A 26,515-nucleotide genomic window follows, 5' to 3' on the forward strand; every position below is an offset into this window, starting at 1 on the left:
CCCAACCCGCCCCGGCCGCCGCGCCGGCGGCCCAGTAACTTCGCGAGAGGCTGAAAAGACGATGGCCACCGCAGCCGCCGCCCATGACCATGATCACGGTCACAAGATGGGCTTCTTCACCCGCTGGTTCCTGTCCACCAACCACAAGGACATCGGCCTGCTGTACCTGGGCTTCGCGATCTTCGCGGGCCTGATCGGCGGCGCCCTGTCCGGCCTGATCCGCTGGGAACTGGCCGAGCCGGGCATCCAGCTGTTCAAGGAAGGCACCATCATCCAGCAGCTGGGTCTCGTCGAGGCGACCAAGCACGGCTACAACGTCACGGTCACCGCCCACGCCCTGATCATGGTGTTCTTCGTGGTCATGCCGGCGACGATGGGCGGCTTCGCCAACTATTTCGTGCCGATCATGATCGGGGCGCCGGACATGGCGTTCCCGCGCATGAACAACATCTCCTTCTGGCTGCTGTTCTTCGCCTTCGTGCTGCTGTGCCTGTCGATGTTCGTCGACGGCGGACCGGGGCGCGGCTTCGGCGGCGGCTGGACGGCCTATCCGCCGCTGTCGACGACCGGCCACACCGGCCCGGCCTTCGACCTGGCGATCTTCTCGCTGCACGTGGCGGGCGCCAGCTCGATCCTGGGCGCGATCAACTTCATCACCACCATCTTCAACATGCGCGCGCCGGGCATGACGCTGCACCGCATGCCGCTGTTCGCCTGGGGCGTGCTGATCACCGCCTTCCTGCTGCTGCTGTCGCTGCCGGTCCTGGCGGGCGCCATCACCATGCTGCTGACGGATCGCAACTTCGGCACCAGCTTCTTCAATCCGGCCGGCGGCGGCGACCCGGTGATGTACCAGCACCTGTTCTGGTTCTTCGGCCACCCCGAAGTCTACATCATGATCCTGCCGGGCTTCGGCATCATCAGCCACATCGTCTCGACCTTTAGCCGCAAGCCGGTCTTCGGCTATCTGGCGATGGCCTACGCCATGGTCGCCATCGGCTTCATCGGCTTCATCGTGTGGGCGCACCACATGTACACGGTCGGCATGAGCATCAATCTGCGCGCCTATTTCGTGGCCGCGACCATGATCATCGCCGTGCCGACGGGGGTGAAGATCTTCAGCTGGATCGCCACCATGTGGGGCGGCTCGCTCAGCTTCAAGACGCCCATGCTCTGGGCGATGGGCTTCATCTTCCTGTTCACCGTCGGCGGCGTGACCGGCGTGGTCCTGTCGAACGCCGGCATCGACTACAGCCTGCACGACACCTACTACGTCGTGGCGCACTTCCACTATGTGCTGTCGCTGGGCGCCGTCTTCTCGATCTTCGCGGGCTTCTACTACTGGTTCGAGAAGATGTTCGGCGTGAAGTACAACGAGTTCCTGGGCGCGCTGCACTTCTGGATCATGTTCATCGGCGTGAACATCATCTTCTTCCCGCAGCACTTCCTGGGCCTGCAGGGCATGCCGCGTCGCTACATCGACTATCCGGAAGCCTACACCCTGTGGAACCACGTCTCGTCCATCGGCTACGCCATCACCGTCGTGGGCGTCGTGGTCTTCCTGGTCATGCTGGCCGAGGCCGCCATCCGTCGCCGCAAGGGCGTGGCCAATCCGTGGGGCGAAGGCGCCACCACCCTGGAGTGGACCCTGTCCTCGCCGCCGCCGCAGCACCAGTTCAACGAGCTGCCGGTGGTCAGGGCCGACGAGCACTGATCGTCAGCCCACGCGCGTAAAAACAAGGCCGCCCTTTCCGACGAAGGGGCGGCCTTCTGCTTTCCGGTATGCTAAGCCGCCCGCGACCATGACCGACGTCCAGACCCGCCCCGTCCTCTCGACCGCCCAGCCGGAAGACTATTTCCAGCTGCTGAAGCCGCGCGTCATGTCGCTGGTGGTGTTCACCGCTGCGACCGGGCTGGTCGTGGCGCCGGGGTCGATCAATCCCTTCGTGGCCGCCATCGCCGTGCTGTGCATCGCGGTCGGCGCCGGCGCGGCCGGGGCGCTGAACATGGCCTTGGAGGGCGAGACCGACGCCCTGATGCGCCGCACCCGCGGCCGGCCCGTCGCCGCCGGACGGGTGCGCAAGAACGAGGCCATGGCCTTCGGCGTCATCCTCAGCCTGTTCTCGGTCATGCTGCTGGGCATGAACGCCAACTGGCTGGCGGCGGGCCTCTTGGCGCTGACCATCGTCTATTACGCCGGCTTCTACACCCTGCTGCTCAAGCGCCGCACGCCCCAGAACATCGTCATCGGCGGGGCGGCGGGCGCCTTTCCCCCGGTGATCGGCTGGGCCGCCGCGACCGGCCAGGCGCCGTGGCAGGCCTGGCTGCTGTTTCTGATCATCTTCCTGTGGACCCCGCCGCACAGCTGGGCGCTGGCGCTGTATTCGGCCGGCGACTACGCCAAGGCCGGCATTCCCATGATGCCCGTGGTGCGCGGCGCCAAGTCCACCCGCCTGCAGATCCTGATCTACAGCCTGGTCTTCGTGCCCGCCGCCATCGCCCCCGCCGTCTTCGGCATGGGCGGCGTGGTCTATCTGATCGTCTCGGTGCTGGGCGGCCTGGGCTTTCTGGGCCTGGCGCTGCGCCTCTATCGCTCGCGCGCCGGGGACGAACCCGACAAGGCCGAGGCGGTGGGGCGCGAAGCCGCATTGTACGACGTGCGGACCCAGGCCAAACCGGCCCGCGACCTGTTCGCCTTCTCCATCCTCTATCTGATGGCGCTGTTCGCGGCGCTGCTGGTCGAGGCCCTGTCCGGTATGGGAGCGTAAAGCCATGCGTCTGAGCCCCGACGAATTGCGCGCACGCAAGCGTCGCAACCTGTTCATCGCCCTGGGACTGCTGGCCTTCATCGTGCTGGTCTTCCTGACGACCGTCCTGCGCCTGCAGCAGAACCAGGCCGACGCCCGCGCCGCGCTCGCGGCGCCGGGCGTGGTCACGGCGGAGCCCGCGGCGCGATGAGGAAGGACCGGAAGAACGCCATCGCCATCGCCTGCGTCGTGGGCGTCATGGCCATGACGGGCGCGGCCTTCGCGGCGGTGCCGCTCTATCAGATGTTCTGTCAGGTCACAGGCTTCGACGGCACGGTGCGCAAGGCTGAAAAGGCCCCCGACACCGTCCTGGATCGGACGGTGATGGTGCGGTTCGACACCAATGTTCGCGGCGTGCCGATGAAGTTCGTGTCGGAGCAGACCACCCAGCGCGTGCGCATCGGCGAGACGGGCCTGGCCTATTTCGACGTCACCAACACCTCGGACAAGCCGATCCAGGTCCGCGCCGGCTACAACGTCGTGCCGGAATACACCGGGCCGTATTTCCAGAAGCTGCAATGCTTCTGCTTCGAGACCCAGACCCTGGCGGCGGGCGAGACGCGCCAGTTCCCGGTCCAGTATTTCATCGCCCCCGAGCTGGCCACCGACCGCGAGGCCAAGGGCGCACGCGAGATCACTCTCAGCTACACCTTCTACCCCGCCGACGATCCGGCGGCGCAGGGGTGAGCGCGTCCCGTCCCGGCGTCGATTTTCCCGGCGTCGGCTGCGGCCTGGTGATCCGGCGCGCCGACGGCCGGGTGTTGCTGTGCCGTCGGCTGAAGGCGCCCGAGGCGGACAGTTGGAACATCCCCGGCGGCAAGGTCGACGCCATGGAGCCCGCCGCACAGGCCGCGCGTCGCGAGGCCGAGGAGGAGACGGGCCTGGTGATCGGCGAGGTCGATCTGCTGTGCGTGACCGAAGAGATACTGCCCGCCGACGGCCAGCACTGGGTTTCCCTGATGTATCTGGCGCGCGATTTCGAGGGCGAGCCGACGCTGGTCGAGCCGGACACGCTGTCGGCCCTGGACTGGTTCGATCCCGCCGATCCGCCCCAGCCCCTGTCGGTCTTCGCGGCCCGGGCGTTCGAGGCGCTGGCGGCGCGCTAGGCGCTTTTCCGCCGACCTGGCCGCCCTGCAGGGGCCGGCCCGTTCCTCCTCCGGCGGAGGCAGGGCAGGCGGTCGCGAGGGCGGAGCCGGCGGAAAGGGCGGGACTGTCAGGGTAAGCCTGTCGAGACGCCGATCAGGCGCGTTTGACTGACCGCAGGGAAACGGTCCGTCAACCTGAACGCGACAACAAGAGGGCCATGCCCCGATCTCGCGACAGTAAACCCCGCCCCTTGTCCGACCGGGTGACCGGTCCCCGGCGCACCTGGAGAGACGCCTTGTCCGCCGCAAATTCGCAGCAGAGAGTGATGGCTGCGGCGTTCGAACCCTTGAACAGCAAGGAGCGCCTGCGGGAGGGGCTGGAGGGCGGCGCCGGAGCCGTTCTGCCACTCGTTGTGGTTCATGGATTCTTCGCGCTCGGGGGACTGTTTAGCGAGAACTGGGAAAGCCTGCTGATTCACGGCGGCCTGACCGGACTGGCGGTTCTGGCGGGCGTGGCTGTCGTGAAGGGCAGGACCATCTGGCCCAGCCTGGTCATCTTGGCGTGGCTCGGCGTCGAGATCTTCGGCGGGGCGTCGGTCTTCGGCTACCGGATGGGCGGCTCCGTCCTCAACTTGTTCGCCATCCCCTTGGCCATTCTCGGCGTCCGTGCCTCGTTCCGCCGCCGTGCGGTGGCCTCCGGACGACGCGGTCCCCTTCCGGCCGTGACGCCGATTTCGGACAAATGACCGCGCCTGACCCGCGCGGGCGGGGATAAAGGCCGAAACGCGGCCGGGCTCTGGCGTCGTGGAAGAGGGGACGCTATAGCCGCTGTCATCACCGACTCTCGCCGACCAAAGAGACGCGATTCATGGCCGACGCCCACGCCGCTCCGCACCACGACTATCACCTGGTCAACCCCAGCCCGTGGCCGCTGGTGTCCTCCCTGGCCGCCTGCATCATGTTCATCGGCGCGGTCGTCTGGATGAAGGGCCTGGCGCCCGCGGACGCTGGCCCGATCGCCGCCAACTTCCTGGCCGACGGCAAGAAGGGCCTGTTCTTCGCCGGCCTGGCGGGCGTGCTGGTGTCGATGTTCGGCTGGTGGTCGGACGTGATCAAGGAATCCAAGGCGGGCGACCATACGCCGGTCGTCTCGATCGGCCTGCGCTACGGCATGATCCTGTTCATCGCTTCGGAAGTGATGTTCTTCGCCGCCTTCTTCTGGATGTTCTTCGACATGGCCCTGTTCGCCGAGTCGCGCGCCCTCACGCCCGAGATCGGCACCTGGGCCGACACCGCCAGGGCCTGGTCGACCTGGCCCCCGGCGGGCGTCGAGGTGCTGAGCCCGTGGCAACTGCCGCTGCTGAACACCGTGACCCTGCTGCTGTCGGGTTGCACCGTGACCTGGGCCCACCATGCGCTGCAGGTCGGCGACCGGCAGGGCGCCAAGATCGCCCTGATCATCACCGTCGTGCTGGGCGTGCTGTTCACCTGTGTCCAGGCGTACGAGTACCACCACATCATCCACGAGAACCTGTTCTTCAACGAGGAAGCCCTGAACTCGGGTCTGTACGGCTCGGTCTTCTTCCTGGCGACGGGCTTCCACGGCTTCCACGTTCTGGTTGGCACCATCTTCCTGACCGTGTGCCTGATCCGCCTGCTGCGCGGCGACTTCACCCCCGAGAAGCATTTCGGCTTTGAGGCTGCGGCCTGGTACTGGCACTTCGTGGACGTGGTGTGGCTGTTCCTGTTCGCCTTCGTCTACGTCGTCTTCGGTTGATCCAAGGCTCTTACGACACGGTTCGGGCGGCGCGGGACGAGGGATCGTCCCGCGCCGTCGCCGTTTTGCGATCCTCCCCCGTCACGCTGCGCTTCACGGCAGACGACCTATGAGACGCTTTCCCTGGATCCTGACCATCCTCACCGCCGCCGCGATCGCCCTGCTGATCGGGCTGGGCGTGTGGCAGGTGCAGCGGCTGCGCTGGAAGGAAGGGCTGATCACGGCGGCCCAGGCGGCGGCGACGAGGCCGCCGGAACCGCTGGACGCCGTCCTGGCCGGCGGCGACGTCGAGTTCCGCAAGGTGCTGATGGTCTGCCCCGGCCTGGCCACCGCCCCCTATGTCGAGCTGCAGAGCATCCATGACGGCCAGGCGGGCGTGCGCCTGATCTCGGTCTGCCGCCCGGCCGGGCGCGCCGACGGGCTGCTGATCGATCGCGGCTTCATCGCCGACCCGGAGACGGCGCGGCCGCGCGTGCTGGCTTCGACCTTGCCGCTGGTCCTGATCGGCGAGCTGCGCCGGACCCCGCCGCCCGGCGCCCTGACGCCGCCGCCCGCCAACAATCGCTTCTACGCCCGCGACAATGCGGCGATGGCCAAGGCGCTGGGGGTCGAGGGACCGGTGCGGCCCGAGACGGTCTTCGCCCTGACCGCGATCAACCCGGAGGTTCCCGCCCTGCGCCCCTCGGCGCCGCCGGCGGCCTTCTCGAACAATCATTTCGGCTACGCCCTGACCTGGTTCGGACTGGCGATCGCGCTGGCGGGCTTCTATGTGGCCCTCCTTCGCCGGCGCCTGAACGATGGGCGCCCCTCAAGCCGTCCGGCGCCGCGCGCGGAACGATAGGGAAAGAACAAAGCTCCTGACCGCCTCCCTGCACACCCTGTCGAACGGCGTCCGCGTCGTCTGCGATCCCATGCCGGGGCTGAAGACCCTGGCCGTCGTCGTGACGGTCCAGGGCGGCGCGCGGTGGGAGCCGGAGGATCGCTCGGGCTGGTCGCACCTGCTGGAGCATCTGGTGTTCAAGGGCGCCGGCGACATGGCCGCGCGCGAGATCGTCGAGCGGATCGAGGCCGAGGGCGGCACGATCAACGCCGCCACCGGCTATGAGCGGACCAGTTTCGAGGTGCGCGGGCTGGACGGCTCCCTGCCGCTGGCGATGCAGGTGCTGTCGGACCTGGTGTTCCGGCCCATCCTCGACCCCGCCGAGATCGAGCGCGAGAAGGACGTGGTGGCCCAGGAGATCGCCGAGGCCTTCGACACCCCCGACGACCATGTGTTCGAAATGGTCCAGACGCGCGCCTTCCGGGGCCAGCCGCTGGGCCGCCCCATCCTGGGCTCGGTCGCCAGCCTGAAGCCCGCCGACCGCGCCGGCGTGGAGGGATGGCGTGCGCGCTTGTACTCGCCCGATCGCATGGTGGTCGCCGTCTCGGGCGCGGTGGACGAGGCCGAACTGCTGGCCCTGGCCGAGCGCTGGTTCGGCGACGCCAAGCCCATGCCCGCCGATGCGCCGGGACCCGCCGCCTTCGTCGGCGGCCACGCCCGGCTGAACCGCAAGATCGAACAGGCCAATCTGGTCTTCCAGCTGCCCGCCCTGGGCGCCACCGACCCGCAGTTGCCGGCCATGCGTCTGTTCAGCGAGATCCTGGGCGGCGGCATGGCCTCGCGCCTGTTCCAGAGCGCGCGCGAGGAGCGCGGCCTGGCCTACGCCATCGACGCTTATCAGGAGCCCTATGCCGACACAGGCGTGCTGGGCGTCTACGCCGGCGCGGCGGCGGACCGCGCCAGGGAGCTGGCGCAGGTCTCGGCCGCCGAGGTGCGAAACCTGGCCGAGGCCGGCCCGACGGCGGCCGAGCTGTCGCGTGCCAAGGCGGTGATGAAGGCCGGCCTTTGGATGTCGGACGAGAATCCGATGAGCCGCGCCGGCCGCAACGCCGCCCAGACCCTGATCTTCGGCCGGCCCCTGAGCAGCGCGGCCATGACCGAACAGCTGGAGGCCCAGACCGTCGAGGACGTCCGCGCGGTCGGCGCCCGCCTGCTGTCCGGCGGCAAGGCGGCCAGCGCGGTCCTGGGCCCCCGGGCCGCCGGCGGCGCGGGCGAGGCGTTCGAGGCGGCCCTGTTCGGCTGACGCCGGAACCGCCCCCGCCCGGCGACGGTTGTTCTGACGCATCCAAACCGGGAGAGCCTGAATGTCCGTCCGTGTCGCCCTGATCGTCGGCAGCCTGCGCGAAGGCTCCTATTCCCGCGCCGTCGCCATGGCGCTGAAGGACCTGGCGGCGCCGGGCCTGGAGCTGGTCCCGGTCGAGATTGGCGACCTGCCGCTCTACAATCCCGATCTGGAGACGGATGCGCCGCCCGCGCCCTGGCGACGGTTCCGGGCGGAGGTTGCGGCGACCGCCGCCGTGCTGTTCGTCACGCCGGAATACAACCGCTCCATCCCCGGCGCGCTGAAGAACGCGCTCGACGTCGGCTCGCGCCCCTATGGCCACAGCGTCTGGCAGGCCAAACCCGCCGCCATCGTCAGCGTCTCGCCCGGCGCGATCGGCGCATTCGGCGCCAACCACCACCTGCGCCAGCCGCTGGTCTTCCTGAACATGCCCACGATGCAGCAGCCGGAGGCCTATGTCGGCAATGTCGGGGCCTTGCTGGACGACGAGGGCCGGCTGACCAACGAAGGCACGCGCGACTTCCTCAAGACCTTCGTCGACGCCTTTTCGGACTGGATCGAAAAGACCAAGGGCTGATTGCGAAGGCGCTCGCTCCGCCAACTCGGCGCGCTCGCCGTCTCCGGCGCGGCTGTTCGGCGCCCGGATGCCAGCTGCTGAGCGCGAAGGCCCCGACCGGAATCGATCCGTTGCGGACAGGGAGGTTCAGACCATCTGCGCCAGAACCGCGACGACGATCGTCACCAGAGCCGCCAGCAGCAAACTCGCCGCCAACAGTCCCGCAATCCAGAGGACGATCACCAGGGTGACGGCTGGAAACCGCAGCCACGGATTCAGTCTTCTGGTGGCGGCGAGGGGACGGTCAACCAAGGACTGGGTGAAGCCGCCGACAAATTCCAGAGAGGCCATAAGGATGAACTGGAACACGATCTTGTCCCGTCAGGGGTTCCCGCGCGGCAGCGCCGACCCGCGCTCTTAGCGGCTTGGCAGCTGGAAGTCAGCAACTCGTCCTGGAACGAGTCTCCGTTCTCGACCCGTTGCGGACGTTTGGCGCCGGCGCATATCGTCGGCGGATGCGGGCTCCCGACACTTTTGAAACTGAGCGCTTGCGCCTTCGTCCGGTCCAGCGATCGGATGCCGCGAGCATTTTCCAGTATGCCGGCGAGGCGTCTCCGACCCGCTTCATGCCGTTTCGGCGCCATCAGGACATCGCTGAAAGCTTGGCGTTCGCCCAGCGCTGTGAACATTGCTGGATTGCGGGCTCGGCCTTTCCCTGGGCCGTCACTGCGAAAACGTCTGGCAATTTCCTTGGCGTGCTGGAACTGCGGCTGTCGCCGCCCAAGGCCGACTTCGGTTACATCTTCGCAGAGACCTTTTGGGGAAACGGCTTCGCTACCGAAGCTGCATCGGTCGTCGTCGCTTGGGCCATTGCGCAGCCCGCGATCCTGCGCGTCTGGGCGACATGCCATCCAAATAACGCCGCGTCAGCTGGGGTCCTCCGCCGGGTGGGGCTGAGTTACGAAGCCACCCTGGCCAATTGGGAAGCACGCCCTCAACTCGGCGAAGTTGCCGGACCGAGCGACTGCTATGCTCTGACCAAGCCCGCAATAGCTTAGGGGCCTGTCACCCTTGGCTGCAATGACACGCGCCCGCTTTCGGGCTGCGGGGCCGATGTCCGCTTTCCGCGCTGCTATTAATTTCGCAAGCCGGACCCGTTGTGGATACAGCTTTCAGTTCGGTCGACGCAGCGGGGGCGGAAGCAAGGCGGCGCAGCCGGATGAGAACGCTTGTGCTTCAGCTTTAGGCGTTGCCAGGAAGGCTTTCGACTGATCGTTGAAGCGCGCCTCGATGGGGGATCCAGCAGATATCTGATCGAGAACGTCGTCGGCGATCCGAAAGCTGATTTCATAAGCGACCTGCTCGCCGATGTTCCGGACGTCCGGCACTGCGGATCGCTCAACGGCTCCAAAAGCGATGCTCAACTCAGGTTGCGGCCAAGCCTGCTTGGGCTCGAAGTCGCGAACCTGAACTCTGAGCGACATACCTTCGCAGACCATGATCATCGATGGGCGGCGGAACTCGTATAGACTCATGGACGGTCGGGAAGGGGTCGTCCCCACGGGCGACCACCCAGTCTCCACGCCGCCACTCGCGCTGACTAGGTCCATCACCGGGATATTGATGCTCCGTGGGGGGCTTGGCTGAGGTCGTTCCGTGCAGGCAACCGACAATCCGAGGAGGCCGACGAGTGTCGCAAACTTCTCAATCATAGGTTTATAGTGAAGATGGGGCGAACGGCGGTCAACCAGATTTGGAGCTGGTTGGGCGAACTGGCCCTGTGACCGCAGTGCCCTAGGCCTGCTAACCCCCACAGCCGACGCCTGTTGCGTCCGCCGTCAGGCGAAACTGACCCCGCAGCCGGCGTTCGGCACCGCCCAACCCCGGAACATCCCGTCGGCCGCAGCGTTGCGGTTCGGACCTTGTTCAGGAAAGGGTGATCGCATGCGGATGTTTCTGAGCCTGGCGGCGGTGGCGGGGTGCGGGCTGATCGCCAGCGGCTGCGCGACGACGGACGGCTACGCCTCGCGATGCGAGCGCGACTATGCGCAGAACCGCCAGTATGCGACGGCCAGCGGCGCGGCCCTGGGCGCGCTGGCGGGCGCCGCCATCGCCGGCGAGGGCGATCGGGAAAGGGGCGCGGCCATCGGCGCCATCGCGGGCGGCCTCCTGGGCAACCAGCTGTCCGAACGGGACGACCCTTGTGGATACGGCTTCGGCGGCTACAACCGCGACGGTCGCTACGGCTATACGCGCGTGCCGCGCCGGGGCGACTACGGCTACTACTGAGCCCCCCGGCAGGGCCCGGCGCAATTGAAAACGGCGGCCCCGTCAGGAGCCGCCGTTTCCGTATCAGGCGTAAGCTGGGATCAGCCGACGGTCTGGAGCTGGCCAGCCGATTCCTTGCCCGAGCGCTTATCGCGCTCCAGCTCGTAGGAAACCTTCTGGTTTTCGTCCAGGCCGCGCAGGCCGGCGGCTTCCACGGCCGTGATGTGGACGAAGACGTCCTTGCCGCCGTCGTCCGGCTGGATGAAGCCGTAGCCCTTGGTCGCGTTGAACCACTTAACAGTACCGGTAGCCATCTTGGACCTCCGTTTGGAAATTGACCGAGGGAACGTCCCTGCGGCCTGTCGGGTCTGAATGGATCGGCCTGGACTCGTTGCGTTCGCAGAGAGAGTGGGCGTTACGCAGAGAGATCGACAGGCGCCATTGCGCAGGTCTTTCGGCAAAAGGCAAGCTTGACGGAGGAACGGCCAAGGTGGCGGGGCGTTCTATGTCTCAACGAGAGACATGCCATGAACCAGATCCACGTCGTCGAGCGCGCCTACCAGCTTGCCCGCACCCCTGAATGCCAGAACACCGGCGATGTCGTGAAGGCGTTGTCCGCCGAAGGCTATTCCGGCGCCGAAATCTCGCACTTCCAGGGGTCGTCCATCCGCGCCGACCTGAACCGCATCTGCAAGATGCCGGCCCAGGCCGCCACGACAGAATAGTCAGCGCTTGAAGGTGTCGCCCACCGCTGTGGCGTCGGGCCCGTCGGGCCCGGCGCTGCGTCGCTCCTTCTGACCCGTCCTCTTGACGGCGTCGTCCGATGTCGAGGCGTCCGGCTTGCCGGGGGGAACGGCGCCGTTGCCCTTGCGGCCGTCAGTCTGCTTCTTGTCCATGAGGACCTCCTGGCTGCGTAGCGAACGGCGCGCCCGGCGGTTCCCCGCTCAATGCGCGGCGGCGCCCTCGGGCAGATGCTGCTTCTCGAACCGGCCGACGCGATCGACCAGGGTGCGGGCGGCCTGGTTCATGCCCGTCACCACCACTTCCGCGCCTTGTCGGCGATAGCGGAAGACGACCTTGTCCACCGCCGCGACCCCGGTCAGGTCCCACAGATGGGCGTCGGCCATGTCGATCTCGACGCGCTTCGGATGGCCGTGGTGCTCGAAGCTGGCGGCGAACAGCTCGGCCGAGGCGAAGAACAGCTGGCCGGTCACGCGATAGCGCAGCACCCCGTCTTCCGGCGTCTCGATCTCGGCGACCGACAGGGTCTTGCCGACCTTGCGCATGAAGAAGACCGCCGACAGCAGCACCCCCAGCACCACGCCCTTGGAGAGGTCGTGGGTGGCCACCACGGTGACGGTCGTGGCGATCATCACGATCGACGACTGCAGCGGCGTGGAGCGCAGCTTCAGCACCGAGCCCCAGTCGAACGTGCCGACCGACACCATGATCATGACCGCCACCAGGGCCGCCATCGGGATCTGGGCGACCCAGTCCTGCAGCACCAGGATCAGGAACAGCAGGAACAGCCCGGCCCACAGGGTCGACAGTCGCCCGCGCGCGCCTGAGCTGACGTTGATCATCGACTGGCCGATCATGGCGCAGCCGGCCATGCCGCCGAACAGGGGCGACAGGATGTTGGCGATCCCCTGGCCGCGCGTCTCGCGGTCCTTGTCCGAGGGGGTGTCGGTGACGTCGTCGATCAGATTGGCGGTCAGCAGGCTCTCCAGCAGGCCGACGAAGGCCAGGGTGGCCGAGACCGGCGCGATGATGGCCAGCGTCTCCCACGTCAGCGGGACGCCGGGCAGGTGGAAGGCGGGCAGGGCGCTCGGCAGCCGGCCCATGTCGCCGACCGTGCGCACGTCCAGCCCGGTCATCATGACAAAGGCGCTGATCAGCACGATCGCCACCAGGGGCGACGGCACGGCCTTCGTCATGCGCGGAAAGCCGTAGATGATGACCAGGGCCGCCCCGACCAGGGCGAAGGTCTGCCAGTTGGCGCCGATCAGTTCGGGCATCTGGGCCAGAAAGATCAGGATCGCCAGCGCATTGACGAAGCCGGTCATCACGCTGCGGCTGACGAACTTGATGTAGCGGCCCAGCCTGAGCAGGCCCACGACGATCTGGATCACCCCGCACAGCAGCGAGGCGGCGAACAGGTATTCGATGCCGTGATCGCGGACCAGCCCGCCCATCAGCAGGGCCATGGCCCCGGTGGCGGCCGAGATCATGGCCGGACGCCCGCCGACGAAGGCGATGGTCACGGCGATGACGAAGCTGGCGTAAAGCCCGACCGCCGGATCGACCCCGGCGATGATGGAAAAGGCGATGGCCTCCGGGATCAGGGCCAGGGCGACGACGGTTCCCGCCAGCAGGTCGCGGCGGGGGGTGGCGAGCCATTGCTGGCGCGCGGAGGCGATGAGGGACATGTCAGTTTTTCATCTGGATGAGCCGCGCCCGACGGTTCGGTTTCAAGGCGGCTCGGTTTCCCAGCGGATCGGCGGCGGGGATAGCCACCCGTCGCCTGCGAACAGGGGCGGGTCCAAGGTGATGGCGGGCGTCATGCTCCGTCGCGGCGCGGAAATCAAGTTCGCGTGCCGCCCGTCGCCAATCCGCCGCTCAGGCGTTAGGCTGACGTCATGGCCCTCCTGGACTGGATGAGCGATGCGGCCGGACCGCTGGTCCGTGGCGACGGCGTGCGTCTGCGCCCGCCGCGCGCGTCGGACTACGTCGCCTGGTCCGAGCTGCGCGCGGGCTCGCGCGACTATCTCCAGCCGTGGGAGCCGGCCTGGCCCGACGACGACCTGACCAAGGCCGCCTTCAAGCGTCGGCTGTCGATCTATGCGCGGGAGATGGAGCTGGGCAACGCCTGGCCCTTCTTCGTCTTCAGTGACGACGGCCGCACCCTGTACGGCGCGGTGACCCTGTCGAACGTGCGGCGCGGCGTCGCCGAGACGGGGACCATCGGCTACTGGATCGGTCGACCCTACGCGGGGCGGGGCCATGCGACGGCGGCGGTGCGCGCGCTGGTCCGCTACGCCTTCGACCGGCTGGATCTGCATCGGCTGGAGGCGGCCTGTCTGCCCACGAACGACGGATCGCGGCGCGTGCTGGAGAAATCCGGCTTCCGGCGCGAAGGATACGCCCGCGCTTATTTGAAAATTAACGGGGAGTGGGCAGACCATCTGCTGTTCGGCCTCGTCGTGGACGAGATCGATCGCGGCGGCCGAACGTCGTCCTGAAGGGGGCCTGAACGCCTGTGAACATGCGACCCAGATCGCTGGCCTGGGACGCCACGACCGCCATAGAGGCGCTCGCGGCGGCTGACACGGCGCTGTGGGTGTGGACCCCGTCCGAGGATCAGATCCGCTTCACCGGCGCGACCCGTCCGCTGGGGCTGGGGCCGCTGGCGCCGGAATGTTCGGGCGCCGGCTTCGTCGCCTCGGCCATGCCGCAGGACCGTTCGCTGGCCGAGAAGATGCTGAAGCCGCAGGAGGAGGGGACCGAGGTCGCCGTCCGCCTGCGCATGCGCGGCGCCGAGACCTGCCTGTGGCGGGGCGTCTGGCTGGAGGACGGGCTGCGCGCCGCCGGCGTGGTTGCGCTGGAGACCAAGTTCGCCGGGGGCGACCGGGACAATCTGACGGGCCTTCTGGACCGTCGCGGCTTCCTGACCCGGGTCGGGGAGGTGCTGGTCCAGCCGGGCGAGTACGAGCTGGTGGTGGGCGACGTCGACCGCCTTCGCCGCCTGAACGAGGCGCTGGGGCACGAGCGCACCGACCTGGTGCTGTCCGCCCTGGGCTCGCGCCTGGCCGCCGCCTTCGCCAAGGAGGCCAGCCCCGCCCGCATCGGCGAGGACGAGTTCGCCATCATCGTCCCCAAGAGCGGGACCCATGTCAGCTATCGCGTGCGCGAGGCGCTGGAGCAGCCGCTGCGCGTCGCCGGCTTCGACATCTATCCGACCGTCTCCATCGGGGCCGTGGTCGTGGAGGGCGGGCCCGACGCGCCCGACCCGGCCGAGATCCTGCGCCGCGTCGAACTGGCGGTGGAATCGGCCAAGGGCGCGGGCCGCGGCGGATCGGCCGCCTATGGCCGGGCCCTGGAGAGCGACAGCCTCAGCCGCCTGGCGCTGGAGGCGGACCTGCGCAACGCCTTCGTCCGCGGCGAGATCACCCCCTTCTTCCAGCCGATCGTGAACCTGAAGACCGGCGCCGTCGCCGGTTTCGAGGCCCTGGCGCGCTGGCGTCATCCCCGGCGCGGCCTGGTCCCGCCGGACGAGTTCCTGGGCCTGACCAACGACCTGGGCATGATGAACGACCTGGGCCTCCTGATGATGACCCAGTCAGCGCGCCAGTTGGCCGAATGGCTGGAGCGCCATCCCCTGGCCGGCAAGCTGTTCTGCAGCGTCAATCTGTCGGTCGGCGAGATCGAGCGTCGTCACCTGGTCGAGGACGTCGAGCGCATCATCAAGGAAAGCAACCTGCCGCGCGGGGCGCTGAAGCTGGAGGTCACCGAAGGCGACATCATGCGCGACACCACGCGCGCCGCCGAGGTGCTCAGGTCGCTGAAGGACGTCGGCGCGTCGCTGGCGCTGGACGACTTCGGCACCGGCTTCTCGTCGCTCTCCTACCTGGCGCGCCTGCCCTTCGACACGCTCAAGATCGACCGCTACTTCGTGCTGACGATGAACAAGGACGAGGGCTCGGCCAAGATCGTCAAGTCGGTGGTCAATCTGGGTCGCGACCTGTCGCTCGAGGTCGTCGCCGAGGGCGTGGAGAACGCCGAACTGGCGCGCCTGCTGCTGGACGCCCAATGCCACTATGGCCAGGGCTTCGGCTATGCGCCGGCCCTGCCCGCCCAGGAGGCGGAGGTTTATCTGGCCGAAAGCCTGGCCGACGGAACCGCGCCGCTGAAGCAGCGCTCGGCCTGACGCCTCATCCTCGGATCAAGTCCGGGGACGGCGGGGGAGGGGCGGCTCAGGCCGCGCGCTTGATGGCGTTGTGGTCGTCCAGCAGCACCACGTTCGGCTCCCACTGGCGGGCTTCTTCCTGCTCCAGCTGGCCGTAGGTGACCACGATCACCTTGTCGTTCTTCTGGACCAGGCGCGCGGCGGCGCCGTTGACGCCGATGACCTTCGATCCGCGCGGGGCCTCGATGGCGTAGGTGGTGAAGCGCGCGCCATTGGTGATGTTCAGCACGTCGACCTGTTCGTTGGGAAAGATGCCGGCCGCGTCCAGCAGGTCGCGATCGATGGCGATCGAGCCCTCGTAATCGAGATCGGCTTGCGTCACCGTCGCGCGGTGCAGCTTGGACTTCATCATGGTGACCAGCATGGCAGGTCTCCCGAACGGACACGCGGGGCGATAGGCCCCCGCTCGCAGGCGGCTCATATAGGGATTTCGGCCCGCCGCATCAATCGCGTCCGCTGCGCCGCAATGCGACGATGGTGCGGCGCGAAGGCGGTCCATACATTGCCGGACCTTCATTTGACGACGACGCGGCCCCCTCTATGCTGTCGCGCGCGGCCATCCACGGCCCGCTGCGGGACCTATCTCCTTGAAACAGTTCTTTCTGACCGTGCTCGGCGTCTTCACCGGGCTGGTGCTGTTCCTCGTCGTCGTGCCGGTGGTGCTGCTCACCTTCGCCATCGCCGCGGGATCGTCGAAACCCGTCACGCCGGCCGCCTCGGTCCTTGAACTGGACCTGCGCCAAGGCATCAGCGACCAGCCGTCGACCGATCCGTTCGCCGTCTTCTCCGGCTCCGGCCTGTCGGTGCTCCAGGTCGTGGACACGCTGATCCAGGCCCAGGACGACCGCAATGTGAAGGGTCTGCTGATCCGCCTGCCGGAATCGGGGATCACGCCGGCCGCCGCCGACGAGCTGCGCCAGGCCATCGTGCGCTTCAAGGCGTCGGGCAAGCCGGTGATCGCCCACAGCCAGGGCTTCATGCCCGTGGGGGCGTCGATCTCGTCCTACATGGTGGGGGCCGCGGCGTCGGAGCTGTGGATGCAGAACACCGCCGGCTTCCAGGTCACGGGCCTGGCGACCGACAACGTCTTCCTGGGCCGGGCCTTCGAGAAGTACGGCGTGCGCGCCGATTTCGAGCAGCGCTACGAGTATAAGAACGCCGTCAACGAATACACCCAGAGCGACTACACCCCCGCCCACCGCGAGGCGCAGACGGCGTGGATGACCTCCATCTACGACAGCGCCCTGGCGCACGTCGCGCGCGACCGCAAGTCGACGCCCCAGGCGCTGAAGACGGTGATCGAGGCCGGCCCCTATACGGCCGAGCAGGCGCTCGCCAACCGTCTGGTGGACAAGGTCGGTCAGGTCGAGGAGGCCGAGGCCGAGATCAAGCGCCGCGCCGGCGCCGGCGCCGAGATCATCGAATTCGACAAATACGCCTCCGACAAGGGCGCGCGCGAGGGTTCGGGCCGCAACGCCGTCGCCATCGTCGGCGGCGAGGGCGCCATCGTGACCGGCCGGGGCGGCGGCGCCAGCCCGTTCGGCGGCGGCGCCATGATCCGTTCGGACGACACGGCCGAGGCCATCTACGACGCCATCAAGGACAAGGACGTGAAGGCCATCGTCTTCCGCGTCTCCTCGCCCGGCGGCTCGCCGGAGGCCTCCGAGCAGATCCTGGCGGCGGTGCGCGCCGCGCGTGCGGCGGGCAAGCCGGTCGTGGTGTCGATGGGCAGCTACGCCGCGTCGGGCGGCTACTGGATCAGCTCCGAGGCGGACTGGATCGTGGCCCAGCCCACCACCATCACCGGCTCCATCGGCGTGTTCGGCGGCAAGTTCGTCGTGGCCGACGCCCTGGGCCGCTTCGGCGTCGACATGCGCGGCCTGTCCGTCGGCGGCGAATACGCCGACGCCTTCTCGCCGACCCAGCCGTTCACGCCCGAGCAGCGGGCCGCCTTCGCGGGCTCGATGGATCGCATCTACGACGACTTCATCACCCGCGTGGCGACGGGCCGCAAGCTGCCGCCGGAGCGGGTGCGCGAAATCGCGCGCGGTCGCGTCTGGACCGGCGCCCAGGCCCTGCCCCTGGGCTTGGTCGACCAGCTGGGCGGCCTGACGGAGGCCGTCGCCAAGGCCAAGGCGCTGGCCAAGCTGCCGGCCGACCAGCCCGTGCGCTTCAAGCACTTCCCCAAGGCCCAGTCGCCGTGGGAGGCCCTGTCCGAGGCGTTCGGCGTCCAGAGCGAGGCCGCCCGGGCCCTCGTCATGGTCGGCGGCGTCATGGCCGATCCTCAGGCCCAGGCCGTCATGCAGCGGATCCAGGGCGAGCGGATGCGCAGCGAGGGCGCCGTCGTCCTGGCGGACCAGCCGATGTTCTGACCGGCGCGTCGGTCTGCCGCACCTGGACGTGAGGGCCGCCGTCCTTGACCGGGCGGCGGGATGGACCGACATTGAAGGTTCGGCGTTTCATGAAGCGCCTGAAGAGGATCGACCATGTTCCAGCCCGAACGTCTCGCCACCATCGGCTTCGCCGCACGTCGCCGCCCCAACGGCCTCGTCGCCTCGGTGATGTGGCTGGGCGGCCTGGTCGCGGGCATGGCGGCGCTGGCCGTCGGCGCGATCCTCGCCGTCTTCACCGCCGCGGCGGTCGCCGTGATCGCCCTGATCGCCGGCGTGCTGGTGTTCCTGGCGGGCCTGGCCCTGCGGGCGCGCCGGACCATGATCCTGCGCCGCCGCGCCAGCGATCCCGAGGTGATCGAGGCGCAGAAGGTCGGCGACACCTGGGTCGCCTACGGCTGGGAGCGCCACGGCCGCTGAGGCCCTTTCCCCATGATCGAACTGATCGACGCGCCGTCGCCGAACTTCGACGCGCGCCGCGCGCCGCCCGACATGCTGGTGCTGCACTACACCGGCATGGCGACCGGAGAGGCGGCCCTGGCGCGCCTGCGTGATCCCGACGCCAAGGTCTCGGCCCACTATCTGGTCGAGGAGGACGGCCGCGTCTTCCAGCTGGTCCCGGAGGAGCGCCGGGCCTGGCATGCGGGGCGCGGCGTCTGGCGCGGGGAAACCGACTGCAACGCCGCCTCCATCGGCGTCGAGATCGTCAATCCGGGCCACGAATTCGGCTATCGCCCCTTCCCGGAGGCGCAGGTCGCGGCCGTGGTCGCCCTGGTCGGCGACATCCGCGAACGCTGGACCATTCCCGACAACCGCATCATCGCCCACTCGGACCTGGCGCCCGACCGCAAGGAAGACCCCGGCGAACTGTTCCCGTGGAAGCGGCTGGCCGAGGCCGGGCACGGCCTGTGGTTCGAACCGGCGCCGGAGCGGGTCAAGGCGCTGGGCGGCCTGCTGCAGAAGGGCGACCAGGGCATCGGCGTGGTGGTCCTGCGCGCCGGCCTGCACCGGCTGGGCTACGGCCTCCAGCCCGGCGGCGACTATGACGCGGACACCGAGACCACGGTGCGCGCCTTCCAGCGCCACTGGCGCCCCGCCCGCATCGACGGCGTGGCCGACGGCGAGACCCGCGCCCGCCTGGTGGGCCTGCTGCAGCTGGCCAGCGCCGAGAGCCCGACGGGCGTCCTGGATTGACGTGACCGCCGCCAGCGCGCATCTAGCGCGCGCCAGACGGCCGGGCGGTCGCGGCGGGGGCTTGCCCTCGTCGAGGAAAGTCCGGGCTCCACGGTGAAGAGGCGGCGGATAACCTCCGCCCGGGGCGACCCGAGGGATAGCGCCACAGAAAGCAAACCTCCGGTCTTGCGAGGCCGGTAAGGGTGAAAGGGTGGGGTAAGAGCCCACCGCGTCGGCGGCAACGTCGACGGCATGGCAAGCCCCGCCTGGAGCAAGACCAAATAGGGACGTCGCGCGGAGTTCGCTTCGCGGGGTTCACCGCCCCAGACGTCCGGGTAGGTCGCGAGAACCGTCCAGCAATGGGCGGTCCAGAGGAATGATCGTCGCCGTCTTCGGACGGAACAGAACCCGGCTTACAGGCCGTCTGGCGTTTTTATTTTCGGCCCGCCGGCCTTCGGCCTGATCGAGGCCGATTCATCCCCCGATTTCCGGACGCCGCCCGGCGTCCACAGGCGGCCTGGCCGTTAACCCCTTGCCGGCCGGGCCGAGGTTAGAATCCTGCACAGCCTGTGAATACTTGTATTGTTCTGTGTATGTTCTGTTGAGCCGACTGCGGCTAGGTCGCCACAGGTCAAAACATGGTTAAGTCGTGGGGCTGATCCCATTGAGGCCCATCTGATCCCATGCTATCCCATTGACCATGAGATGGGGCTGAGAGGCGTGCGCGGCGGGCGCGGGCCAAGGCATCTAGGGACGGGCCGAAGGGTCCGATGGGGCAGGGCGTGTTTCTCTCGACCTACGAGAAGCAGCTGGACGGCAAGCGCCGTCTCCTGATCCCGAACGACTTCCGCACGGCCGAGAACGGCGCGGCGGGCGGCGTCTTCATCTTCCCCTCGATCGAGGCCGACTGCCTGGAGGCGGGCGGCGACCGGCTGTTCGCCGTCTATGCCGAGATGATCGAATCCCTGCCGTTCGGCTCCGAGGAGCGCTCGGCGCTGGAGTGGCAGGTGATGGGCGAGCAGGTGCGCCTGGCCTTCGATTCCGGCGGTCGCATCACCCTGCCCGAGGCGCTGTGCGCCGAGGCGGGCCTGGGCGAGACGGTGGTGATCGTCGGCCTGAACGACCGGTTCCAGATCTGGTCGCGCGAGAAGTGGGCGGCGCGCCGCGCCGAGCAGCGCGCCCTGGCCAAGGCGGGCATGGCCCAGATCGGCGCCCTGAAGCTGGCGGCCCAGATGAAGCTGGCGGGCGGCGGATCATGACCGTCCACGCTGAAAAGGCCCCGCACGCCCCCGTCCTGCTGGCCGAGGTCCTGGAGGCGCTGAAGCCCGCGCCCGGCCAGGTCGTCATCGACGCCACCTTCGGCGCCGGCGGCTACACCCGCGCCATCCTGGCGGCGGGCGCCCGGGTGATCGCCCTGGACCGCGACCCGACGGTCCAGCCGCACGCCGACGCCGTCGCCAACGATTTTCCCGGCCAGTTCCGGCTGGTGCGCACGCCCTTCTCGGGCCTGGCCGAGGCCTTCGCCGACAGCGGCGAGGCGCGGCTGGACGGCGCGGTGTTCGACATCGGCGTCTCATCGATGCAGCTGGATCAGGCCGAGCGCGGCTTCTCCTTCATGCGCGACGGGCCGCTGGACATGCGCATGTCCGACGAGGGGGCGACGGCCGCCGACATCGTCAACACCTGGGACCACGGCCCCCTGGCCCACATCTTCAAACTGTACGGCGAAGAGCGTCAGTCGGGGCAGGTCGCCACGGCCATCCTGCGCCGCCGCGTCGAACAGCCCTTCACCCGCACCCTGGATCTGGCCGAGGTCGTCGAAAAGGCGCTGGGCGGCCGTCGCGGCGCGCCCATCCATCCGGCCACGCGCGTCTTCCAGGCGCTCCGCATCGCGGTGAACGACGAATTGGGCGAGCTGGAGCGCGGGCTGGCGGCGGCGGAGGCCGCGCTGGCGCCGGGCGGCCGTCTGGCCGTCGTCACCTTCCATTCGCTGGAAGACCGCATCGTCAAGGCCTTCCTGACCGAGCGCAGCGGCAATGCGCCCGGCGGATCGCGCCACGCCCCGGTCGCCGTCGACACCCGCAAGCCCAGCTTTGCCCTGTCGTTCAAGGGCGCCCGGGAAGCCACCGACGAGGAGCGCGCCGTCAACCCGCGCGCCCGTTCGGCCAAGCTGCGCGCGGCGATCCGCACCGAGGCCCCGGCCTGGAGGGCGGCGGCATGACCAGCACCAGCCCCTTCGCCTATCGCAAGAATCCGCTGCAGCGCCTGTTCGACTGGAAGGTGCGCGGCGTCCGCTGGGTCGAGCTCATCGGCGTGGCCCTGGTCGCGGTCATGATCATGTCGGTCTATGTCGCCAAGGCCGCCGCCGCGCGCGAAAGCGCCCGCATCGCCGAGCTGGAGCGCGACATCCGCGAGAACGGCCAGCGCGTCCGCCTGCTCAAGGCCGAGGCCGCGCGCCTCGAACAGCCGGCCCGGCTGGAGGCCCTGTCGCGCCAGATGGGCCTCGGGCCGGTCGACGTTCACAAACAGGCCGACGCCGACGACCTGCCCGAGCTGAAGGTGGAGGCCACGCCTGCCGCCGCGCCCGCCCGCGCCCCGGCGCCGGCCCCGGCCGCTCCCGCCGCTCCGGATGGGGAGCCCGCGCAGTGAGCGTCCAGGACCACGACCACCGCGCCTACCGGCCCCAGCCGGGCGTCGACCTCCAGGGTCGGCTTTCGCCGTTCTGGCGCGCCCTTTCCGAGCTGGTGCTGCGGCTGGAGCATGGGTTCGAGCGCGCCCGCGCGGACGCCCGGCCCGAGGACGACACGCGCGTCCGCATCTTCCTGATCACCCTGGTCTTCTCGGTGGTGTTCGCCGGCCTGGCCGTGGGCGCCGGCTATCGCGCCCTGTTCGCCGAGTCGGGCGGCCGCTGGGCCGGCGGCAATCCGAACGCCCTGGTGCGCGGCGACCTGACCGATCGCAACGGTCAGCTGCTGGCCGCCAACATCATCCACTACGGCCTCTACATCGACCCGCGCGAGGTGTGGGACCGCGACCTGGCGGCCCGCCAGATCCGCCGCGCCCTGCCGCGCGTCTCGGCCGCGCGCCTGAAAAAGGTCCTGGCCGGCGACCGCCGCCTGGTGGTGCTGAACGGCCTGACGCCGGGCGAAAAGGCGGCCGTGCACGACCTGGCCCTGGGCGGGGTGACCTTCGAACCCGAAGACCGCCGCGCCTATCCGCTGGGCTCCTCTGCCGTCCACCTGATCGGCGACGCCGACACCGGCGGCGTGGGCGTCTCAGGCGCCGAGCTGGCCTTCAACGACGAGATCCGCGCGGCGGGCGCCCGCGGCGAAAGCTTCCCGCTGTCCATCGACCTGCGCGTCCAGGGCGTGCTGGAGAACGAGCTGGCCGCCGCCGCGATCGAGAACCAGGCCAAGGGCGCGGTCGGCATCGTCACCGACGTCCAGACCGGCGAGGTCCTGGGCATGGCCAGCTGGCCGACCTTCACCCAGCAGAACCGCGGCGCCGCGCCGGACGGGGCCACGCTGAACCGGGCCGTCTCGGGCCACTACGAAATGGGCTCGGTGTTCAAGACCTTCACCGTGGCCGCGGGCCTGGACCTGGGTCTCGCGGACATGAACACCCTGTTCGACGCCTCCCAGGCGCTTCAGATCGGCAACCGCAAGATCAAGGACTTCCACGCCCAGAACCGGGTGATGACGCTGGAGGAGGTCTATCTCCACTCGTCCAACATCGGCACCTCGCAACTGGCGGTGCAGATGGGCCCGAACCGGATGCGCGACTATTTCGAGCGGCTGGGCCTGCTCAACGCCTCTTCGGTCGAGCTGAAAGAGTCGGCGCGGCCGGTCCTGCCGCGTCGCTGGGACGACTCCACCCTGGCGTCGCTGTCGTTCGGCTATGGCATCATGGTGACGCCGGCCCAGGTGATCCAGGCTATGGGCGCCCTGACCAACGGCGGCCGCATGGTGCCGCTGTCGCTGCGTCGCGGCGGCGCCGCCAACACGCAGCCGCGCCAGATCGTCACCGAGGATACGTCGCGCACCATCCTGGACCTGATGCGGCGCAACGTGGTCAAGGGTTCGGGCGGCTTCGCCGACGCCCCGGGCCTGCGCGTCGGAGGCAAGACCGGCTCGGCCAACAAGCTGGTCAACGGCCGCTATGACGCGACCCACGCGGTCGGCTCCTTCGCGGCGGTCTTCCCCGTCGACGGGCCGCTGAACGCCAAGCGCTACGCCATCCTGATCGTCGTCGACGAGCCCGGCAAATATCCCCGCACCGGCGCCTATGTCGCCGCCCCGGCGGTGCGCAACATCGCCGACCGCATCGCCGGCTTCCTGGGCGTCGAGCGCCGCGCCGACCACTGGCGCACGGCCCAGGGCGACAAGATCCCCGAGTACCAGGACGTGGAAGGGGACGGCCGATGAGCCTTCCCGCCGGGCAAGTCCGCCTGTCCGACCTGTTGCGCCGCGACCTGTCCTCGGACCCCATGATCACGGCCGTGACCGCCGACAGCCGCCAGGTCCAGCCGGGCGCCCTGTTCGTCGCCCTGCCGGGCACGGCGGCCGACGGCCGGGCCTTCATTCCCCAGGCGCTGGCCCAGGGCGCCGCCGCCGTGCTGGCGCCGGTCGACACCCCGGCCGGCGCCGCGCCGGTTCTGGTCACCTCGGGCGACGTGCGACGGGCCTACGCCATCGCCGCGCGCGGTTTCTACGGAACCCAGCCCAAGACCTGCGTCGCCGTGACGGGCACCAACGGCAAGACCTCGGTGGCCACCTTCTGCCGCCAGATCTGGGCCGCCATCGGCCACAAGTCGGCCAGCATGGGCACCCTGGGCCTGGTCGGCCAGAAGGGCGAAAAGACCTACGCCCTGACCGGCCCCGGCCTGACCAGTCCCGACGCCGCCGAGGCCGCCCGCCTGATGGCCGAACTGGCGCGCAAGGACGTGACCCATCTGGCGCTGGAGGCGTCGTCGCACGGCATCGACCAGCGGCGCGTGGACGGCGTGGCGCTGAAGGCGGCGGCCTTCACCAACCTGACCCAGGACCATCTGGACTATCACGGCGACATGGAGGCCTATCGCGCCGCCAAGCTGCGCCTGTTCGACACCCTGCTGCCGCGCGGCCGCACGGCCGTGCTGAACGCGGATTCGGAGGCCTATTCGACCTTCGCCTCGGCCTCCATCATGGCCGGCCTGGGCGTGATGGGCGTGGGCGAACGCGGACGCGACCTGACCCTGATCGGCCGCCGCGCCGTGCCCGAGGGCCAGCGCCTGACCCTGGACGTGCGCGGCGACATCCATGAGGTGCTGCTGCCGCTGGCCGGCGCCTTCCAGGCCTCCAACGCCCTGGTGGCGGCGGGACTGTGCATCGCGGCCGGCGACCGGCCGGACGCCGTGATCGCCGCGCTGGAAAGCCTCAGCGGCGCGCGCGGGCGGCTGGAGCGCGTCGGCGGCGGCGCGCGGGGCGGAGAGGTCTATGTCGACTACGCCCACACCCCCGACGGACTGGAGACGATGCTGACGGCGCTGCGCCCGCACGCTGCGGGGCGGCTGATCGTCGTCTTCGGCGCCGGCGGCGACCGCGACCGGGGCAAGCGGCCCCAGATGGGCGCCATCGCCGGGCGCCTGGCCGACGTCGCCATCGTCACCGACGACAATCCCCGCTCGGAAGACCCCGCCGCCATCCGCGCCCAGGTCAAGGCCGGCTGCCCCGAGGCGATGGAGATCGGCGACCGCCGCGCCGCCATCGCCGCCGCCGTCGAAATTATGCGTGACGGGGATGTGGTGGTGATCGCCGGAAAAGGGCATGAGCAGGGTCAGATCGTCGGCGGCGTGACCCACCCGTTCGACGACGTCTCCGTCGCGTCCGAGGCCCTGTCGATCGATGCCTGAACCCGCCGCCCGCCCGCTCTGGACGGCCGCCGAAGTCGCCGCCGCCACGGGCGGCGCGCTGACCGGCGACGACCGCCCCATCGGCGGCCTGACCTACAACAGCCGCGAGATCGTCCCCGGCGACCTGTTCCTGGCCCTGCACGGGGCGCGCGACGGCCACGCGTTCGCCGCCGCCGCCTTCGCCTCGGGCGCCGCCGCCGCCCTGGTCGACCGTCCGGTCGACGGCGGACCCTATGTCGTGGTGCCCGACACCCTGCGCGGGCTGGAGGCGCTCGGCGTCGCCGCGCGTGATCGGGCGCCGCATGTGAAGCGCGGCGCCGTCACCGGCAGCGTCGGCAAGACCAGCGTGACCCAGGCGATCAAGGCCGGCCTCGACCTGGCCGGGCCCGCCCACGCCTCGATCAAGAGCTACAACAACCAAATCGGCGTGCCCCTGACCCTGGCCCGGATGGCGATCGAAACCGAACGCGCCGTGTTCGAAATCGGCATGAACGCGCCGGGCGAGATCGCGCCCCTGTCGCGCTTCGTCGCCCCCCACGCCGCCTGCGTCACCACCGTCGGCCCCGTGCACATCGAGGCCTTTGCGGACGGGGAGGCGGGCGTGGCGCGCGAGAAGGCCTCCATCTTCGACGGCCTGGTCCCCGGCGGCGCGGCCGTGGCCAACGGCGACGTCGCCTTTTCCGGCGTGCTGGCCGATGCGGCCCGGCGGCTGGGCGCGCGCCTGCTCACCTTCGGCTCCGACGCTTCGCACGACGCCCGCCTTGTGGACTTCCGCCCCGACGCCGAGGGCACCAGCGTCTCCGCCGAACTGTTCGGCAAGCCGCTGCAGTACCGCCTGGCCCAGTCCGGCGCCCACTGGGGCCTGAACAGCTTGTGCGTCCTGCTGATGCTCGACGCTCTGGACGTGCCGCTGGAGACGGGGCTTCAGGCCCTGGCCGGCTTCCAGCCGCTGGCCGGGCGTGGCCAGACCCGCACCGTCGCCGTGCCCGGCGGCGCCTTCACCCTGATCGACGAGAGCTACAACGCCAATCCGCTGTCGATGGCGGCGGGCTTCCGCAGCCTGGGCGCCCGCCCCGCGACCGGCCGCCGCATCGTGGTCCTGACCGACATGCTGGAGCTGGGCGACCACAGCCGCGCCCTGCACGAAGGCCTGGCCGCCTCCATCGACGCCGCCGGGCTGGACCTGGTCCACGCCGCCGGACCTCAGATGCGCTGGCTCTACGACGCCCTGCCGGCCACGCGCCGCGGCCTGTGGCGCGCGACCGCCGCCGAACTGGCCGCCGACGCCGCCCTGCTGGCCGCGGCCGGCGACATCGTCATGGTCAAGGGCTCCAACGGCTCCAAGGCCTCGCTGGTGGCCCAAGCCCTGGCCGATCTCCAAAGCGCCGACGGCGCCCCCTCAAGCAGCGACGCCCCGCAGGCGGCGCGGTAGGGAAAAGAA

Annotated in this window: 30 protein-coding genes, 1 other RNA gene and 1 other annotated feature; of the genes, 25 read left to right on the forward strand and 6 right to left on the reverse strand. The window is 69.5% G+C overall.

What is annotated here, in order from left to right:
- The first annotated feature begins 61 nt into the window (after positions 1-61).
- From ctaD to ACE3PU_RS12785, 10 genes are all read left to right on the forward strand, one after another.
- Positions 62-1,714 carry a cytochrome c oxidase subunit I gene (gene ctaD, locus ACE3PU_RS12740; RefSeq protein ID WP_374390350.1) on the forward strand — a complete coding sequence of 551 codons (1,653 nt, stop codon included), beginning with the start codon at positions 62-64 and terminating at the stop codon, positions 1,712-1,714.
- Between the two features lie 88 nt (positions 1,715-1,802).
- Positions 1,803-2,768, forward strand: coding sequence for a heme o synthase (cyoE, locus tag ACE3PU_RS12745; protein ID WP_374390352.1), 966 nt, complete (start codon positions 1,803-1,805; stop codon positions 2,766-2,768).
- Positions 2,769-2,772: 4 nt separating this feature from the next.
- Complete coding sequence (locus ACE3PU_RS12750) at positions 2,773-2,958, forward strand: hypothetical protein (protein ID WP_374390354.1); 186 nt, start codon at positions 2,773-2,775, stop codon at positions 2,956-2,958.
- Entirely contained in the window at positions 2,955-3,494 is a 540-nt protein-coding gene (locus ACE3PU_RS12755; protein WP_374390356.1) for a cytochrome c oxidase assembly protein, read from the forward strand. Before ACE3PU_RS12750 ends, ACE3PU_RS12755 begins: the two co-directional genes overlap by 4 nt.
- Positions 3,491-3,913, forward strand: a complete 423-nt coding sequence (locus ACE3PU_RS12760; protein WP_374390358.1) for an NUDIX domain-containing protein — start codon at positions 3,491-3,493, stop codon at positions 3,911-3,913. Before ACE3PU_RS12755 ends, ACE3PU_RS12760 begins: the two co-directional genes overlap by 4 nt.
- 275 nt (positions 3,914-4,188) lie before the next feature.
- Positions 4,189-4,638, forward strand: a complete 450-nt coding sequence (locus tag ACE3PU_RS12765; protein ID WP_374390360.1) for a hypothetical protein — start codon at positions 4,189-4,191, stop codon at positions 4,636-4,638.
- A gap of 122 nt (positions 4,639-4,760) precedes the next feature.
- The gene (locus ACE3PU_RS12770; RefSeq protein WP_374390362.1) at positions 4,761-5,669 is read left to right on the forward strand and encodes a cytochrome c oxidase subunit 3; all 909 of its coding nucleotides are present in this window, start codon (positions 4,761-4,763) and stop codon (positions 5,667-5,669) included.
- Between the two features lie 109 nt (positions 5,670-5,778).
- Positions 5,779-6,510, forward strand: a complete 732-nt coding sequence (locus tag ACE3PU_RS12775) for an SURF1 family protein (RefSeq protein ID WP_374390364.1) — start codon at positions 5,779-5,781, stop codon at positions 6,508-6,510.
- 70 nt (positions 6,511-6,580) lie between these two features.
- A complete protein-coding gene (locus tag ACE3PU_RS12780) occupies positions 6,581-7,792 on the forward strand; it encodes a M16 family metallopeptidase (RefSeq protein ID WP_374390366.1) in 1,212 nt (403 codons plus the stop codon).
- A gap of 61 nt (positions 7,793-7,853) precedes the next feature.
- Complete coding sequence (locus tag ACE3PU_RS12785) at positions 7,854-8,408, forward strand: NADPH-dependent FMN reductase (RefSeq protein WP_374390369.1); 555 nt, start codon at positions 7,854-7,856, stop codon at positions 8,406-8,408.
- 126 nt (positions 8,409-8,534) lie between these two features.
- Here the strand turns inward: ACE3PU_RS12785 and ACE3PU_RS12790 are convergent, their stop codons facing one another.
- Entirely contained in the window at positions 8,535-8,756 is a 222-nt protein-coding gene (locus ACE3PU_RS12790; RefSeq protein WP_374390371.1) for a hypothetical protein, read from the reverse strand.
- A gap of 146 nt (positions 8,757-8,902) precedes the next feature.
- Here ACE3PU_RS12790 and ACE3PU_RS12795 point away from each other — a divergent pair, with 146 nt between their 5' ends.
- Positions 8,903-9,445 carry a GNAT family N-acetyltransferase gene (locus ACE3PU_RS12795; RefSeq protein ID WP_374390373.1) on the forward strand — a complete coding sequence of 181 codons (543 nt, stop codon included), beginning with the start codon at positions 8,903-8,905 and terminating at the stop codon, positions 9,443-9,445.
- 114 nt (positions 9,446-9,559) lie between these two features.
- Here the strand turns inward: ACE3PU_RS12795 and ACE3PU_RS12800 are convergent, their stop codons facing one another.
- Positions 9,560-9,922, reverse strand: coding sequence for a hypothetical protein (locus ACE3PU_RS12800; RefSeq protein WP_374390375.1), 363 nt, complete (start codon positions 9,920-9,922; stop codon positions 9,560-9,562).
- A 409-nt stretch (positions 9,923-10,331) separates the two neighbouring features.
- Here ACE3PU_RS12800 and ACE3PU_RS12805 point away from each other — a divergent pair, with 409 nt between their 5' ends.
- A complete protein-coding gene (locus ACE3PU_RS12805; RefSeq protein ID WP_374390377.1) occupies positions 10,332-10,676 on the forward strand; it encodes a glycine zipper domain-containing protein in 345 nt (114 codons plus the stop codon).
- An 80-nt stretch (positions 10,677-10,756) separates the two neighbouring features.
- On the opposite strand, the gene ACE3PU_RS12810 is transcribed toward ACE3PU_RS12805, so the two are convergent.
- Positions 10,757-10,969, reverse strand: a complete 213-nt coding sequence (locus ACE3PU_RS12810) for a cold-shock protein (RefSeq protein WP_249749874.1) — start codon at positions 10,967-10,969, stop codon at positions 10,757-10,759.
- A 213-nt stretch (positions 10,970-11,182) separates the two neighbouring features.
- Here ACE3PU_RS12810 and ACE3PU_RS12815 point away from each other — a divergent pair, with 213 nt between their 5' ends.
- Positions 11,183-11,380 (forward strand): hypothetical protein, encoded by a 198-nt coding sequence (locus tag ACE3PU_RS12815; protein WP_374390380.1) that lies wholly within the window; start codon positions 11,183-11,185, stop codon positions 11,378-11,380.
- Here the strand turns inward: ACE3PU_RS12815 and ACE3PU_RS12820 are convergent, their stop codons facing one another.
- The gene (locus tag ACE3PU_RS12820; protein WP_374390382.1) at positions 11,381-11,551 is read right to left on the reverse strand and encodes a hypothetical protein; all 171 of its coding nucleotides are present in this window, start codon (positions 11,549-11,551) and stop codon (positions 11,381-11,383) included. It abuts the gene before it with no gap.
- Positions 11,552-11,599: 48 nt separating this feature from the next.
- The gene (locus ACE3PU_RS12825) at positions 11,600-13,084 is read right to left on the reverse strand and encodes a SulP family inorganic anion transporter (protein ID WP_374390384.1); all 1,485 of its coding nucleotides are present in this window, start codon (positions 13,082-13,084) and stop codon (positions 11,600-11,602) included.
- A gap of 54 nt (positions 13,085-13,138) precedes the next feature.
- Positions 13,139-13,202 (reverse strand) — a sequence feature (sul1 is cis-regulatory element that is thought to sense ions involved in sulfur or methionine metabolism; They are found in Alphaproteobacteria).
- Between the two features lie 92 nt (positions 13,203-13,294).
- Here ACE3PU_RS12825 and ACE3PU_RS12830 point away from each other — a divergent pair.
- Both ACE3PU_RS12830 and ACE3PU_RS12835 read left to right on the forward strand, forming a co-directional pair.
- Positions 13,295-13,897, forward strand: coding sequence for a GNAT family N-acetyltransferase (locus ACE3PU_RS12830; protein ID WP_374390386.1), 603 nt, complete (start codon positions 13,295-13,297; stop codon positions 13,895-13,897).
- A 23-nt stretch (positions 13,898-13,920) separates the two neighbouring features.
- Positions 13,921-15,582 (forward strand): putative bifunctional diguanylate cyclase/phosphodiesterase, encoded by a 1,662-nt coding sequence (locus ACE3PU_RS12835; protein ID WP_374390388.1) that lies wholly within the window; start codon positions 13,921-13,923, stop codon positions 15,580-15,582.
- A 46-nt stretch (positions 15,583-15,628) separates the two neighbouring features.
- On the opposite strand, the gene panD is transcribed toward ACE3PU_RS12835, so the two are convergent.
- The gene (gene panD / locus ACE3PU_RS12840; protein ID WP_249749884.1) at positions 15,629-15,985 is read right to left on the reverse strand and encodes an aspartate 1-decarboxylase; all 357 of its coding nucleotides are present in this window, start codon (positions 15,983-15,985) and stop codon (positions 15,629-15,631) included.
- Positions 15,986-16,208: 223 nt separating this feature from the next.
- On the opposite strand from panD, the gene sppA reads away from it, so the two are divergent.
- The 10 genes from sppA (at position 16,209) to murF (ending at position 26,506) form a co-directional block, all read left to right on the forward strand.
- Positions 16,209-17,993, forward strand: a complete 1,785-nt coding sequence (gene sppA / locus ACE3PU_RS12845) for a signal peptide peptidase SppA (protein ID WP_374390391.1) — start codon at positions 16,209-16,211, stop codon at positions 17,991-17,993.
- A 114-nt stretch (positions 17,994-18,107) separates the two neighbouring features.
- Complete coding sequence (locus ACE3PU_RS12850) at positions 18,108-18,431, forward strand: hypothetical protein (protein WP_374390393.1); 324 nt, start codon at positions 18,108-18,110, stop codon at positions 18,429-18,431.
- 12 nt (positions 18,432-18,443) lie between these two features.
- The gene (locus ACE3PU_RS12855) at positions 18,444-19,205 is read left to right on the forward strand and encodes an N-acetylmuramoyl-L-alanine amidase (protein ID WP_374390395.1); all 762 of its coding nucleotides are present in this window, start codon (positions 18,444-18,446) and stop codon (positions 19,203-19,205) included.
- 32 nt (positions 19,206-19,237) lie between these two features.
- An RNA gene (gene rnpB / locus ACE3PU_RS12860) (RNase P RNA component class A) lies at positions 19,238-19,616 on the forward strand.
- Positions 19,617-19,966: 350 nt separating this feature from the next.
- On the forward strand, positions 19,967-20,443 hold the full coding sequence (locus tag ACE3PU_RS12865; RefSeq protein WP_374390522.1) for a division/cell wall cluster transcriptional repressor MraZ: 477 nt from the start codon (positions 19,967-19,969) through the stop codon (positions 20,441-20,443).
- A complete protein-coding gene (gene rsmH, locus ACE3PU_RS12870) occupies positions 20,440-21,405 on the forward strand; it encodes a 16S rRNA (cytosine(1402)-N(4))-methyltransferase RsmH (RefSeq protein WP_374390397.1) in 966 nt (321 codons plus the stop codon). Before ACE3PU_RS12865 ends, rsmH begins: the two co-directional genes overlap by 4 nt.
- Complete coding sequence (locus ACE3PU_RS12875) at positions 21,402-21,833, forward strand: cell division protein (RefSeq protein ID WP_374390399.1); 432 nt, start codon at positions 21,402-21,404, stop codon at positions 21,831-21,833. The genes rsmH and ACE3PU_RS12875 overlap by 4 nt, the downstream gene beginning before the upstream one ends.
- Positions 21,834-21,928: 95 nt before the next feature.
- On the forward strand, positions 21,929-23,608 hold the full coding sequence (locus ACE3PU_RS12880) for a peptidoglycan D,D-transpeptidase FtsI family protein (protein WP_374390524.1): 1,680 nt from the start codon (positions 21,929-21,931) through the stop codon (positions 23,606-23,608).
- Positions 23,605-25,074, forward strand: coding sequence for a UDP-N-acetylmuramoyl-L-alanyl-D-glutamate--2,6-diaminopimelate ligase (locus ACE3PU_RS12885; protein WP_374390401.1), 1,470 nt, complete (start codon positions 23,605-23,607; stop codon positions 25,072-25,074). Before ACE3PU_RS12880 ends, ACE3PU_RS12885 begins: the two co-directional genes overlap by 4 nt.
- Positions 25,067-26,506 (forward strand): UDP-N-acetylmuramoyl-tripeptide--D-alanyl-D-alanine ligase, encoded by a 1,440-nt coding sequence (murF, locus tag ACE3PU_RS12890; RefSeq protein WP_374390403.1) that lies wholly within the window; start codon positions 25,067-25,069, stop codon positions 26,504-26,506. Before ACE3PU_RS12885 ends, murF begins: the two co-directional genes overlap by 8 nt.
- Positions 26,507-26,515: the final 9 nt, after the last annotated feature.

It is taken from the genome of Brevundimonas sp., assembly GCF_041911375.1.
GTDB lineage: Bacteria > Pseudomonadota > Alphaproteobacteria > Caulobacterales > Caulobacteraceae > Brevundimonas.